13 protein-coding genes and 1 pseudogene are annotated in these 12,943 nt (G+C 61.8%); 3 read left to right on the top strand and 11 right to left on the bottom strand.

From position 1 onward, the window contains the following. The first annotated feature begins 166 nt into the window (after positions 1 to 166). A complete protein-coding gene (locus AB4Z15_RS11755; protein ID WP_442017410.1) occupies positions 167 to 550 on the top strand; it encodes a methyltransferase family protein in 384 nt (127 codons plus the stop codon). An 84-nt stretch (positions 551 to 634) separates the two neighbouring features. Here the strand turns inward: AB4Z15_RS11755 and AB4Z15_RS11750 are convergent, their stop codons facing one another. The 3 genes and pseudogenes from AB4Z15_RS11750 to AB4Z15_RS11740 all read right to left on the bottom strand — a co-directional run bounded on the left by AB4Z15_RS11750 (position 635) and on the right by AB4Z15_RS11740 (position 2,602). Continuing rightward, complete coding sequence (locus tag AB4Z15_RS11750; protein WP_442017409.1) at positions 635 to 1,048, bottom strand: hypothetical protein; 414 nt, start codon at positions 1,046 to 1,048, stop codon at positions 635 to 637. Continuing rightward, a pseudogene (locus AB4Z15_RS11745) lies at positions 1,048 to 1,940 on the bottom strand (TIGR01777 family oxidoreductase). Before AB4Z15_RS11745 ends, AB4Z15_RS11750 begins: the two are co-directional and overlap by 1 nt. Further along, positions 1,940 to 2,602, bottom strand: coding sequence for a TetR/AcrR family transcriptional regulator (locus tag AB4Z15_RS11740; protein WP_442017408.1), 663 nt, complete (start codon positions 2,600 to 2,602; stop codon positions 1,940 to 1,942). Before AB4Z15_RS11740 ends, AB4Z15_RS11745 begins: the two are co-directional and overlap by 1 nt. A 289-nt stretch (positions 2,603 to 2,891) precedes the next feature. Here AB4Z15_RS11740 and AB4Z15_RS11735 point away from each other — a divergent pair, with 289 nt between their 5' ends. Beyond that, complete coding sequence (locus tag AB4Z15_RS11735; protein ID WP_442017407.1) at positions 2,892 to 3,602, top strand: queuosine precursor transporter; 711 nt, start codon at positions 2,892 to 2,894, stop codon at positions 3,600 to 3,602. 33 nt (positions 3,603 to 3,635) lie between these two features. Here AB4Z15_RS11735 and tgt read toward each other — a convergent pair whose 3' ends face one another. The 5 genes from tgt to AB4Z15_RS11710 form a co-directional block, all read right to left on the bottom strand. Then, entirely contained in the window at positions 3,636 to 4,952 is a 1,317-nt protein-coding gene (gene tgt / locus AB4Z15_RS11730) for a tRNA guanosine(34) transglycosylase Tgt (protein ID WP_442017406.1), read from the bottom strand. 47 nt (positions 4,953 to 4,999) lie between these two features. After that, positions 5,000 to 5,710: an SRPBCC family protein gene (locus AB4Z15_RS11725; protein WP_442017405.1), complete on the bottom strand. Its 711-nt coding sequence runs from the start codon at positions 5,708 to 5,710 to the stop codon at positions 5,000 to 5,002. A 92-nt stretch (positions 5,711 to 5,802) separates the two neighbouring features. Beyond that, the gene (locus tag AB4Z15_RS11720) at positions 5,803 to 6,810 is read right to left on the bottom strand and encodes a DUF6707 family protein (RefSeq protein ID WP_442017404.1); all 1,008 of its coding nucleotides are present in this window, start codon (positions 6,808 to 6,810) and stop codon (positions 5,803 to 5,805) included. Between the two features lie 110 nt (positions 6,811 to 6,920). Continuing rightward, the gene (locus AB4Z15_RS11715) at positions 6,921 to 7,460 is read right to left on the bottom strand and encodes an NUDIX hydrolase family protein (RefSeq protein ID WP_442017403.1); all 540 of its coding nucleotides are present in this window, start codon (positions 7,458 to 7,460) and stop codon (positions 6,921 to 6,923) included. A gap of 77 nt (positions 7,461 to 7,537) precedes the next feature. Then, complete coding sequence (locus AB4Z15_RS11710; protein WP_442017402.1) at positions 7,538 to 8,251, bottom strand: hypothetical protein; 714 nt, start codon at positions 8,249 to 8,251, stop codon at positions 7,538 to 7,540. 81 nt (positions 8,252 to 8,332) lie between these two features. Here AB4Z15_RS11710 and AB4Z15_RS11705 point away from each other — a divergent pair, with 81 nt between their 5' ends. After that, positions 8,333 to 8,956, top strand: coding sequence for a YdeI/OmpD-associated family protein (locus AB4Z15_RS11705; RefSeq protein WP_442017401.1), 624 nt, complete (start codon positions 8,333 to 8,335; stop codon positions 8,954 to 8,956). A gap of 1 nt (position 8,957) precedes the next feature. On the opposite strand, the gene AB4Z15_RS11700 is transcribed toward AB4Z15_RS11705, so the two are convergent. From AB4Z15_RS11700 to AB4Z15_RS11690, 3 genes are read right to left on the bottom strand one after another with little or no spacing between them, the layout of a single operon-like run. Then, the gene (locus AB4Z15_RS11700) at positions 8,958 to 10,124 is read right to left on the bottom strand and encodes an ABC transporter ATP-binding protein (RefSeq protein ID WP_442004674.1); all 1,167 of its coding nucleotides are present in this window, start codon (positions 10,122 to 10,124) and stop codon (positions 8,958 to 8,960) included. After that, complete coding sequence (locus AB4Z15_RS11695) at positions 10,121 to 11,722, bottom strand: ABC transporter permease (protein WP_442017400.1); 1,602 nt, start codon at positions 11,720 to 11,722, stop codon at positions 10,121 to 10,123. The genes AB4Z15_RS11700 and AB4Z15_RS11695 overlap by 4 nt, the downstream gene beginning before the upstream one ends. A 4-nt stretch (positions 11,723 to 11,726) precedes the next feature. Further along, positions 11,727 to 12,785: an iron ABC transporter substrate-binding protein gene (locus AB4Z15_RS11690; RefSeq protein ID WP_442017399.1), complete on the bottom strand. Its 1,059-nt coding sequence runs from the start codon at positions 12,783 to 12,785 to the stop codon at positions 11,727 to 11,729. Positions 12,786 to 12,943: the final 158 nt, after the last annotated feature.

Genomic DNA, 12,943 nt, shown 5'->3' with positions numbered 1-12,943 from the left:
CAAGAGCGGATCGCGGGGTTACTGTTCAGGCATGGCGACTATTTCTCAGCCATCCCCGACCCCTCGGCTCACCTTGAGGAGGCTATTCGGAAACCTGCCCCTGCCGCCGGGCCAAGTGACCGGAGTGGCCGTGATGTTCTTTCTCGGAAGAACTAGTCCGCGGTCCTTGCCCGGCCCTGACCTGCTTCACCGGATGGTGGGTTCCGGGCTGCTGGTGATTGGCGGTGGGCTGAATGCCTGGGCTTTGGCCGAACGAGACCGCCGCTCGACGGGCAGTTTCGATTTGGAGAGGCCTGAGGAACTCCTGACGAGCGGTCCTTATGCAATGACCCGCCATCCTATGTACGTGGGGTGGTGGTTGATCCACTTGGGTGCGGGGACACTCACCGGTTCATCATGGGTGGTGGTGACCCTGCCGGTCGGAATGCTCATGGACCATTTGGGCGTGCTGCGTGAAGAGGCTGCGCTCTTGGAGGCCTTTGGGCGGCCCTACGCGGAATACGAGAAAAGGGTTCACCGCTACCTAGGCACAAGATCACGACGCCGATGACCGCTCGCGCACTGCGGGATGTGAGAGAACATTGCCCGGAAAGCGTCGGGATGTGAGAGAACGTTGCTGCCCGGAAGGCGGTGATTATGTGAGAGAAGGCAGGTCGTTGATCCGGACGATTTTCCAAACGGAAAGGCGCGCGATTCCTGCAGCGACGGCAATGCTCAAGGGAAAGGCCCATGCTGAGGGATTCCAAAACCCTCCGAAGGGGACACTCACAAGAGCCGGGGTCGCAAAGAAGGCAGCGACATGAATCCATTGATTCCGGATGCGTCGCAGTGCCAGGCCCAACAGTGAGCCGACCGCAGCAGCGGCTCCCCATGTTGGCGGGGCACTGAAGGCGAACAAGACGACGCCCCATGCTGGGTTTGATAGGGCTAGGAGGACGCCAAAGACAAGGTGTGACATCAAGATCCCGATGATCAGGGCCTTCCAGCCCAAAACCACTCGATCCTTTGGTCCGTAGATCCAGACTTCCGAACGGGCGGTCAGACTCATCACTTGCCCCCCGCGATCGCATTGAGCGCGCCGCCCAGAGCTGGATAGGAGAAGGTGAAACCCGCATCGACTAACTTCCGGGGTTCGACCCACCGGCTCTTCAACACCAGTTCCGTCTGTGTCCGGATGAGGACAGCTCCGGCTTCGAGCAGCCAAGCTGGCGTCGGGAGTCCACGGGACCCATACTCTGCCGAATAAGCGACATCAGTTCGCGGTTATCCACGGCATATGGCGTTGCTGCGTTTACTGCACCAGTAAGTGCAGACTGCCCGTGGACAAATGCCACCGCGCGGAACAGATCCTCCACGTGAATCCAGCTGAACTTCTGCGTGCCCGGCCCCATACGCCCACCTAAACCAAGCCGGGCCATAATCCGCAGAGGAGTCATCACGCCACCGCCCGGACCGAGGACGATCGCAATGCGAAGGGGAACCTTTCGAGTGCCCGGAACATGGGCAGCAGCCAGCTCGTCCTCCCAGGCACGGGCAACTGCCACGGAGAACCCGCTACCCAGCTCACCCCATGCTTCGGATTGTGGACCGTCCTCCGCGTGCCGATAGATGGTGCCAGTGCTGGAGTTGATCCACGTCGTGGGCGGCTGGGCACATCGAGCAATGGCACGGCCCAGGGCACGAGTCGTTAAGACCCGGGAGTCTACGATCTCCCGGCGGTTCCTGTCATTGTAGCGGCAATTCACAGATCGTCCGGCGAGGTTCACCAGCAGTTCGGCGCCGTTCAGCACCCTGGTGATGGCGCCGTCGTCGTTCCATAAAGCATCAGCTGAACCGCCTCGTCCAACCGTTCGCACCCGCCAACCCTCTGTGGCAAATCGATGCCTGAAGTAGGTGCCGATGAACCCGGTAGCGCCCGCAAGTGCCACTGTCCGCTCCATCACGAGCCTTCCTTCACGCTGCGGACGAGTCCCAGAACGTCGTCGAATACCTTGCCGACGCCAGGAATCTTCGCCAGCGACAACCCCCTCGCTACCAAGGGCGCGGCACCGTCGATCAGTTTCCGTGTGCGGCGTTGGCCCTCGGATTTGTCGTAGACCCAGAAAAGGGCGACACCCATATATGCAAGCCACAGCAGCTCCGGTAGATCTTCGCGCAGTTTCTTGGCGACGGCGGGGGAGGAACCGTCGACGGCGGACCGGAAGATCGCAAGCGAAGCCTCGCGGGCGGCGGTGGACGCCTCGCCAAATGGATTGACTGGCGACGTCGGCCGGATCGCGGTTGCGATGAAATCTGAGCCGAACTCGTGATAGGGCGCCATGACGTCGACGCCCGTGTGCAGCACGGCTTTCAGTCGACCGGCGAGATCGTGGACGTCGTTGAGAACCTGTGCCGCAACCTCCGCATGCTCGTTCTGGACTTGGATATACAGCTCCTGGACGAGCTCATCCTTCGATGCGAAGTAGTAGTAGGCATTGCCGACGGAAACTCCCGCCTCCTGTGCAATCGCGCGCATGGTGGTCTTCTCGAAGCCGATTTCCCGGAACATTCTTAGTGCGACGTCGGCTACAAGCTGCCGGGTCTGTTCGCTTTTTGTTGCCATGGCACTGCTCCTCGAACTAAATTTGAACGTGTTCAATAACGAGTATAGCTGCATATTTGAACATGTTCAGAAAACGTTCGGAAGGAAGCCGGTTGGATGTGAGAGAAGATCGGTGGAAACCGGTCAGGATGTGAGAGAAGATCGGTGGAAACCGGTCAGGATGTGAGAGAACGTTGGTGGGTGGGACAATAAAGCTGGTGTCGGGCTGAGCCCCACCAACAACAGTGCTAATACAGCCGGGTGCCTGAACCAACAGCGCCCGCGCGAACCACTACGAAATGGATGACCCATGCCCTCGCCTTCCGGCTCCAGCACCTTGAGCAAGCCTGCACCCCGCTTCGCTTCGATCGGATCCCCGTACTTTGGCATCATGCTCGCCGTCATGGCCGTGGTGCTGATCCTGTCCAATATCGGCGCATCCAAGGGCGTCGTGCTTGGTCCGATCATCACCGATGGCGGATTCTTCCTGTTCCCCCTGGCCTACATCCTGGGCGACGTTATGAGTGAGGTCTACGGCTTCAAGGTGGCACGCAAGGCCATCATTACCTCCTTCGCTCTCTCAGCCTTCGCTTCACTCTGCTACTGGGTGATCATCGTGCTGCCTGGCTTCACGGATGAGTACGGAACCGCCAAGCAAGCGGCTATCGAAGGCGCACTCGGCCCCGTCCCGCAGATCGTGCTCGCTTCACTTCTGGCCTTCCTCGCGGGTCAGACCATCAACTCCTGGATTCTGGTGAAAATGAAGGAGCGCACGGGCGAGAAAACCTTGTGGGCGCGGCTCATGGGTTCATCCGTTGTGGGCGAATTCGTGGACACCTTGATCTTCTGCAGCATCGCGGCCTCGGTCATCGGCATCACTGACTTTGGCATGTTCGCCAACTACGTTCTGGTGGGCTTCGTCTACAAGACCGGCGTGGAGTTCCTGTTCGTCCCGATCACGGTGTTGGTGGTCGGCTATATCAAGAAGCGCGAGCCGAGCTACGGGCCAGTCGCAGCCTAGGGAACCCCGCGAGACCTGCCACGCCAACCACAGCTACGAGTAGTACCGGCCCAGCGTCTCCGCCTTGAACTCGAAGAAGTCCCCGGACTCGATGGCCAACCGCGCATCGTCCACCATCTTCACCACGAAGCGCTCGTTGTGAATGGAGATCAGAGTGGCCGAGACCATTTCCTTGGCCTTGTACAGATGGTGGATGTACGCGCGCGAGTAGTTTCCGCACGTGTAGCAGTCGCAGCCGTCCTGCAGTGGTCCGAAATCGGCCTTATAGCGGGCCCCGGACAGGTTGAACCGACCAGACGGGGTATAGAACGCTGAGTTCCGGGCCACGCGGGTGGGCGAGACGCAGTCGAAGGTGTCCGCGCCGTTCTCGATTGCCGTGAAGATATCGTCCGGCTCGGAAATGCCCAGCAGGTGCCGTGGCTTGTCCTCGGGGAGTTCCTCGTTGCACCAGCGCACAATCGTGCCCAGGTTCTCCTTTTCCAGGGCACCGCCGATCCCGTACCCGTCAAAAGGCATGGCCCCGAGGTCCCGGCAGGCCTTTCGCCGGAGGTCCTCGTACTGTGCACCCTGGATCACACCAAACAGTGCCTGGTACGGCTTTCCCACCCGGGAAACAGTCAAACGGGCATGCTCTTCCAAACACCTCAAAGCCCAGAGCCGCGTCCGTTCCAGCGACTCCTCCTGGTAAGCCCGCGAGTTCTGCAACGTGGTCAGCTCGTCGAACGCGAACATGATGTCAGCGCCGATCTGATGCTGGACCTGCATGGAAATCTCGGGGGAGAAGCGGTGTCGGTCCCCGTTGAGGTGCGACTTGAACCACACGCCGTCGTCATCAATGTGCGCCAGCCGTTCCTTGCCGGGTGCCACCGCGTCATCGGGGCCGGAGGTGTCCACATTCTTCATGTCGATGACCTTCTTGAACCCCGAACCCAGGCTCATCACCTGGAATCCGCCGGAATCCGTAAACGTCGGGCCGGACCAATTCATGAAGGCCCCCAGCCCGCCAGCGGCGTCGAGGATCTCAGGGCCCGGCTGCAGGTACAGGTGGTAGGCGTTGGCCAGCACTGCCTGCGCACCGAGCCCGGCAATGGACTCGGGCAGCACGGCCTTGACTGTTGCTTTGGTTCCGACGGCGATGAACGCGGGCGTCTGGATGGTTCCGTGCGGCGTGGTGATGGTTCCGGTCCGGCCCAGGAAAGTGCCGCCATTGGTTTCGATCAAGGCGTCCGACGGCGAACACGTTTCGGTCAGGCGCTGGCCCACCGAAAACGAGAACTCGGATTGCCGTGAAGAAAGACCCGGCAAGGCAGTGGACGGAGGAGACGAGGGCAGGAAAGCGGAAGCTGGCACGCTAACAAGTGTGCCAGCTTTACCCCGGGTAACCTGCGGAACCCTTCCTACGAGCTGTAGTTCTCATCCTTCCACTTGTCCCAGGATGACCTGATGTCCGCCAAGGTGTGAGCCCCCAGATCGTACGTGGAGGCAATCACCATGGAACCGCCGTCGGGCCTTTTGTCAGGGATCGGCAGTTGCTCGGCAACGATCAGCAATCCATCGCCGTGCTCTGCGTAGCTGTGAACAGTGAGCCCCACCTGGTGCCGGCTCTTGAACCAGACCTTGCCCGAAATCTCTTCACCGCTGGAAAGTTTGAGCGAATACTCGTCGCCGACCGGCGGGAGGTCGCCAAGCCCCAGCTTTTCGATGGCGAGGCCACCACTTCCCGGAAGGGACACGAAGTGGGTGCGCCGCTGACCATGGGGGTGTCTCTCAAGGGCGAAACGGAGTTGTTGCAGGAACGTAAGCCAGCCCTGCGTGATGTCCTCGTCCCATTCCGCCCACTCGGAGTCATGGTCCAGCGCGGCGCGCGTGACTTTGACTTCGGTGCCGCCGGAAACAGGGTGGAGCTCAAACTCATCCCCGGCGTGGACAGTCAGTTTGGTGTGATCCGCATTTTCCACAACATCCGGGTGGAAGTAGATCTGTTTGATTTCATCGGCGAGGTCATCGGCTTCCCATCCGTGCCATTGAGCCACCAGGGAGGGTTCGCGCAGCATTGTCCAAACCTGCTGCGCGTCGGCATTAATCACAACGCTCAGATTGTTCGTCATGGCCCCGAATCTACCGCCGTTCGCGTCCGTAAAACAGGTCTTGAAGTTTAGAAGTGCCGGGACTGGGCGGACGAATCCGGGCACCGCTCATTTCAGGCCCGCACGGCATCCAGTTCGATGCCGATGCGCCGGCCCAGCTCCTCTTCTCCGAGTGTCTCGGATCCACCGTGGGCCCGCAGGAACAACAGCGCTTCCAGCCGGAGGAACCGCCATTCGCGCTCGGCTTCGTGGTTGCCGTTATCGATCGCGCGGAAGATTTCCTTGTCGTACAAATTCGGTTCGTTCAGGGCGCGCTGGCGGACTTTGGCGGCGATCCGGGCCTTGAAAGGGTCCGTCTCCTCGGACTCATGGGCGCGCAGCAATTTCTCGTAGACGGCCGCGCGTTCGGTTTGTCCACCCTCCCGGCAAATGAAGCTGGAAAGTGCCAGGGCGCGTTCGATCGACGCCCAGCGGTCGGGGTTGCCGTCAAAGGGAAGCACGTTCAGGAGATCCGCGACCGCCAAGGCATTGTCCGGATCGCGCAGCACTATGCAAAGATCGAACGCCAGGTTACTGAGATCCCGGAGGCAGCTGCCGGATTTGGTGTTGATGCCCTTCGCCAACCTTTCGGCGAGCACCTGAACGCCGTTTTTGCCCTTGTGATTGGCGACGGCGGCCCGCACCACTGCTTCTGGCGTTCCGTCCGGCTCGGGGATCAGCGCGAGCTCTTCGGGGACCGGCGTGGTAACCGCAGGCGGCGTTTCCGGGCGTGGGGGAACGACGACGGCGGAACCCGCCGCCGCTTCCGCGTCGCCCTCCGTCGAGGTGCTGGAGTCCGCGTCGGCTTCGGATTCAGGCAGGCGGACGGCGGCTTCGGGTGCGGCCGAGCCAGCGGAAGCTCCGCCACCCACGGGCACACTGGAGCCAACAGCGATCCGCACCGTCCCGCCGTCGACCGTTGTCACCAGCAGCAGCGCGGCAACGCCATAATCATCGTTCTGGACCTCGACGCTGCCGATCTCCTCGGCAGGCCCGTCTCCGGGCAGGAACACAAAGTCTCCGGGTTGCAGGTCCCCAGCCTGCTTTTCGCGGTATTGCTGTGAGGCTGGGCTGTGAGTCATCGGAAGTCCTTTGGTTCTCTTGCGGTCCGCCGTCCAGTCTACAAACTCCAGCCGCCGCAGGACGCGGGACCCGCTAAAGGACGATGCCGAACTATGGGACTATGCCCGAACTAGAGGACGATGCCCGAGAAAGCCAGCGCCTGGCGCACGAGGTTGCCGCGGCCGCCCTCGAACTCCTGCTGAACGTCGTCACCCAGGACTTCCTGCGGCGTCATCCACGTGAGTTCCAGGGCGTCCTGGCGCGGTTCACATTCGCCAGTGACGGGGATGATGAAGACCAACGACACCGCGTGTTGACGGTCGTCGGTGAAGCCTGTCTGGGACGGTGCGGGGAAGTATTCGGCCACCGTGAAGGGAACGGGGCTGATGGGCAGCTGCGGGAACGCGAGGGGGCCGAGGTCCTTTTCCATGTGCCGCAGCAGGGCTGCCCGGATGGTTTCACGGTAAAGGACGCGGCCGGAGACGAGGTAGCGAACCATGTTGCCGTCGGCGTCGCCCTGCAGGAGGGAACCGACTTCATTGACGTACCCGAGCGGATCCAGGCGAACGGGGACTGCCTCCACGTAGACCATGGGAAGGCGGCCGCGGGCTTCGAACAGGTCTTCGTCGGAAAGCCAGCCTGGATACGGGTCGGGTGTACGTACGCTCATGGTTAAGTTCTACCGCATCCCCAGCCGAAGTTTGGTGGCAGCGGCGCCGTGGCTGCGGGGTTACGCTCTCGGCTGTATTACGCGGCCGGGACTGGTGACTTCTCCACGACAACCGACGCCGGCGCCGCGCCGCTCACAGCATCCGGGTTGGCGACGTACAGGACGTCTTCGGTGATCCTGGCCTCGATGCCCGCAGCCTTGAGGCGCTCCAGCAGTGGTTCCAAATCGCCGTCGTACTCAAACGCGAGGTCCCCGTTGGTGGCGTCCGCACCGTGGATGATGCGCAGTATGCCGCCGTTCTTGGTGGTGAAGGTCGCCGATTCGTCGTCCTCCGTGCGTGGCCGGGCTCCGATGTTGCGCAAAACATTTGCGGAGAACGCCACCAAAGGGCTCACCCACGTCCCTGCCACCGTGAGTGCTGGGTCGGCATCAGTGGATGTGGCCCAGCTGCCATCTGCTGCCCGTCGCGCGGGGAAAGCAAAGAACTCGAAACCGTCATCGGCCGAGATCCGCACCGTGGGCCCGTAGGAGGCCTCATGGAGCTCTGCTTGGCTGCCCTCTTCCTCAGTACGGCGTGCGAACTCCTCCATATTCCCTACCTCCACACTGAAGATCGTGTAACCATCCAGTGGGTGGCCGTGCTCCAGCCGGCCCATCGCGAGGCGACCCGAGCCGGCGTCGAACTCTTGCCAGTCGCCGTCGTCCACCGTCTTCACCAAACCCAGCGCCTGCAGCAGCGTGGTCCACTGCTCAAAGTGCGATGTGTAGTGGATGGGGCGGGCTCGCAACATGGGTCCTCCTGGGCTGGCTTCGCTGGCACTCCGGCTTCTGACCTCCACACTATGCGGTCGGGTTTGCCGCAGAATGAATCCATGCCCATCGAGCTCGAAGAATTGATCGTCAAGGACGCGGCCGAATGGCGTGCGTGGCTTGAGGCGTACGCTGCCGACAGCCCGGGTGTGTGGTTGGTCCTGCATAAAAAGGGTGGGAACGTCACGGAGCTGGATTACGACGCCGCGCTGGACGAGGCGCTGTGCTTCGGCTGGATCGACGGCCAATCAAAAAGCCGCGACGCCGACAGCTACTTCCAGCGCATGACACCCCGGGGGCGCCGGAGCATCTGGTCAGCACGGAACGTTGGGCATATTGCCCGCTTGGACCAGGAAGGCAAGATGACCGCCGCGGGATGGGCCGCCGTCGACGCCGCCAAAGCCGATGGGCGTTGGGAAGCTGCCTACGCCGGTCCTGCGGATTCCGTGGTTCCTGATGATCTCGCTGCTGCCATCGCCGCTGTCCCGGAGGCACAGGCCATGTTCGACGTCCTGACGTCCCAGAACCGCTTCGCCCTCATACACCGGACCAACCTGGTCAAAAGGGCAGAGACGAGGGAGCGGAAGATCGCTGGTTTCGTGGAGATGCTTGCCCGGCACGAGGCGCCATACCCGCAGAAGAAGCGTCCGGCTTCGGAGCCCAGGCAGGCTTCCCAATCCGGATAGCTCAGGCCTCGGGTGCGAACGCCACGCCTTCGCCCACGACGCGAAGGCAGAGTTCGGTGCCAGGCTTGGTGATGGAAGCGTTCCAGTGTCTGATGGTGATGATCTCTCCTCCGCCGGGGTAGCGGTGGCCATTTCCGGAGAGCACGCCGTCAGCCGCGGTGTAAGCGCCGAGCCGTATCCGGACGGTCGTTTCGGGACCGAAGTAGTCCGTGTCTACAACGACGCCCCGGATCGGGCCGTCGGGTGCGATGCGTATCTGCTCCGGGCGGAGCATGAGCTGCACTTTGCCCTGTGCTGGTGGCCGGCGGACGGGAATCCCGCCGAGTGAACACGTGGCCAGGGACCCTTCCATCCAAGCGTCCAGGATCACGGCGTCGCCGAGGAATTCGGCCGTCGCGCGGTCAGCTGGCCGCGTATAGACCACGAATGGGTTGCCAATCTGCGCCAGTTTTCCTCCGCGCATGATGGCCACTTGGTCGGCAAAGGAAAGAGCTTCGGCTTGGTCGTGCGTTACGAGGATGGTTGTGACGCCTGCAGCGTTGAGCACCTTGGCCACAGCCCGGCGCGTAGCTACGCGGAGCCCGGCGTCGAGAGCCGAGAACGGCTCATCCAGCAACATGAGCTCCGGTTCGCGGGCCAGGGCACGTGCCAAGGCAACGCGCTGTTGCTGGCCGCCCGACAACTGGTGCGGACGCCGCTTCGCCATGGAGCCGTCCAAGGACACCATTTCGAGCAGTTCCTGGACGCGGGAAGCAACGGCCCGGCGGCCGCCGTCGAGCTTTCCGGAATCCAAGCCAAAAGCGACGTTCTGTCCCACGGTCAGGTGCGGGAAAAGCGCTCCATCCTGGGCGACGTATCCCACCTGCCGTTTGTGCGCAGGGAACCACACTCCATTGCCCGCAACCGTTGAGCCGTTCAGGGAAATGGTCCCGGTGTCTGGGTGCTCGAAGCCTGCGATCAAGCGAAGCAGCGTGGTTTTGCCGGAGCCGGAAGGACCCACAATGGCGGTGGTTCCGCCCTTGGCCACGGAAAGATTGACCCCCTTCAGCACAGCCTGGGAACCGAAATTCTTTGTGACCTCAGAGATGTCCAAGTGCGTGTTGGTGGTGGGCACAATGGACGGCGCCACGCGGGGTGACGGGAGCCTGGGTGGGGATTGTTCGGTCACTGTCCGGCCACTTTCTTGGACTGTTGGAAAAGAAGGTAGGTCATCGGGGCGGAAAGCACGATCATCAGCAGCGCATAGGGTGCGGCGCCTGTGTAGTCGATCTCGCTGCTCTTGCTCCAGAACTCTGTTGCCAGGGTGCGGGTTCCATTGGGCGAGAGAAGGAGGGTTGCCGTGAGTTCATTGACGATGGCCAGGAAGACGAGTGCGGCACCACCTGCCGCAGCCGGCGCCGTGAGCCGCAGGGTCACACGGAAGAAGGACACCATCGGAGCTTTGCCAAGGGATTGGGCGGCTTCATCGAGCTCTTTAGGTGCCTGGGCCAGCCCGGAGCGGATGTTGACCAGCGCCCGGGGAAGGAAGAGCAGGACATAGGCGGCAACCAACACGCCGGCACTTTGGTAGATGCCGGGAACTGCGCGGATGCTCACGGTGACGAAGGCGAGGCCCACCACGATTCCGGGCAGGGAGCTGGTGACGTAGTTGGACAGTTCGAGCATCTTGCTGAACCAGCTGGGATGCCGAACCGCCAAGTAGGCCATGGGAAAGGCAACGATCGTGGTAACTGCTGCACCGGCAGCCCCGTACAGGAGGGTCTGCAGCAGCGCGGGCATGAATTCGTCGGCGGCCCATACCTCAGCACCTCCGGCAAAAAGCCAGCGCAGGACGAACCAGACAGGAAGCCCAAACGCCAACCCTGTCAGGGCAAGCAAAGCGAGCTGCGCCGGAGCTTGGTATCCGCCCAGAGGCGCCCGTGTTGCTTTGGCCTGGGCACCTGAGCCAATCCGGGCATAGCGGGCGGTGCCTCGGCTCTTGACTTCGGCAAGGAGAAGAAGCAGGCAGAGGAAGACCAGGACGCTGGCCAGCATGTTTCCAGCGGCACCGTTGAACGTCGACTGGAACTGGACCATGATCGCCGTCGTGAAGGTATCAAAGCGGATCATTGCGAAAGCGCCGTACTCCGCAAGGAGGTGCAGGGCGACCAGCAATGCACCTCCGGTCATTGCGATACGAAGCTGGGGGAGCACCACTCGGAAGAACACGGCCCAGGAACCCAAGCCGAGCGACGCGGCGGATTGTTCGATCGCCGGATCCAAGCGCCCCAGCGTGGCGGCGGCGGGAATGTAAACCAAAGGGAAATAGGAGAGGGTGGCGATCAGCACGCCGGACCAGATGCCCTCCATGGAAGGTACGGCCGATACCCACGCGTAACTGTTGACGAAGGCGGGAATGGCAAGCGGTGCCGCTAGTGCAACGGCCCACCAGCGGCTCCCTCGCAGCTTGGTGCGCTCAACCAGCCAAGCGCCGCCCACCCCAAGAATGAGGCACAACGGCACCGTCAAGACCGTCAACATGATGGTGTTCAACAGCAGTTCGCCCACGCGGGGGCGAACAATGAGTTCGACGGCGGTGTCCCAGCCTGTCGTTGCCGTCATGAAGATGACGTAGCCCAAGGGCATCAGGGAAAACAGCGCGATCAACACCGCCAGCAAGGACACCGTGGAAACGCCGAATGGCGGGCGAGGGCGTTTGCCCTTGCCCGCCGTCGTCGTGCTCCCTGCCGACTGTGGAATGTCGGGAGCCGAAAGATCAGTGATCACAGAATTACAGGAGTCCTGCCTTGGTCATCAGATCGGTGACCTTTGTGGAGTTCAGCTTGGCCGGGTCAACGGTGGGTGCCTGCAGCTCCTTGATGGGCACAAGCTTGTCATTGGCATCTACCTGCGAGGCGATGGCGTACTCGAACGAGGTACCGGTCTTCAGGATTTCCTGTCCCTTCTTGCCGGTGATGAACTTCAGGAATGCCTGGGCATCCGCTGCCTTCTTGGACGACTTCAGGACACCGCCACCGGAGACCGAAAGGAACGCGCCCGGATCCTGGTTCTTGAAGAAGTACGGTGTGACGTTCTTGGAGTTCTCGCCGGTCTTGGCCTGGTCGCCATAGTAGTAATAGTGGTAGATCAGGGCGGCGTCCACTTCACCAGCGTTGACGGCCTTCATGGCCGTGCTGTTGCCCTTGTAGGCTTTGAAGTTTTCCTTCATGCCCTTGAGCCACTCTTCCGTGGCGGCTTCGCCCTTGAGTTCGAGCAGCGCTGCGACGATCGCCTGGAAGTCAGCACCGGACGGTGAAGCGGCCCACTTGCCCTTCCACTCCGGGTTCGCCAGGTCCAGCATCGACTTGGGCAGCTTGTCTTCGCTGATCTTGTTCTTGTCGTACACCAGGACGGTGGAGCGGGCTGCGATGCCGGTCCACTTGCCCGTGGAAGGACGGAATTCAGCGGGGACCTGGTCCAGTGTGGCCTTGTCTACGTCGGCAAACAATCCGGCATTCTCAACCTGCGCCATTGCGGGGGAGTTCTCTGTCAGGAATACGTCTGCCGGAGAAGCTGCACCTTCCTGGACAATCTGGTTGGAAAGTTCGGTATCCGAGCCCTGCCTCATGGTGACCTTGATGCCGGTTTCCTTGGTGAAGGCGTCCACCCATTCCTGGGTCAGGCTCTCATGCTGCGCGTTGTAGACCGTGATGCCTTCGCCCGAAGCAGCCGCATCCGACGGCGAACCGGAGGCGGCAGGCGTGCTGGCGTTGGAGCCACAGGCGGTGAGGCCAAGGGCGGCGGATGCGAGCAGGGCGATGCCCGCCAGCGCGTTTTTGGAGAGCTTCATAAGGGCTTCTTTCTGCGAACAAAGACACAGAGTGCCAAGCTTTGGGCTTGTTCCGTGTGAGCGGGAAGGTTTGGGGGAACCCGCTGAGAAAAGCGTAGGTTAGGCAAACCTATGCTTCCAAAGCGTGAAGGGCTTATGTGACAAGGATCACAACAATT

Source organism: Paenarthrobacter sp. 2TAF44 (genome assembly GCF_052114885.1).
In the GTDB taxonomy this organism is placed as follows: Bacteria; Actinomycetota; Actinomycetes; order Actinomycetales; family Micrococcaceae; genus Arthrobacter.
This window is presented reverse-complemented; position numbering and strand designations above follow the sequence as displayed.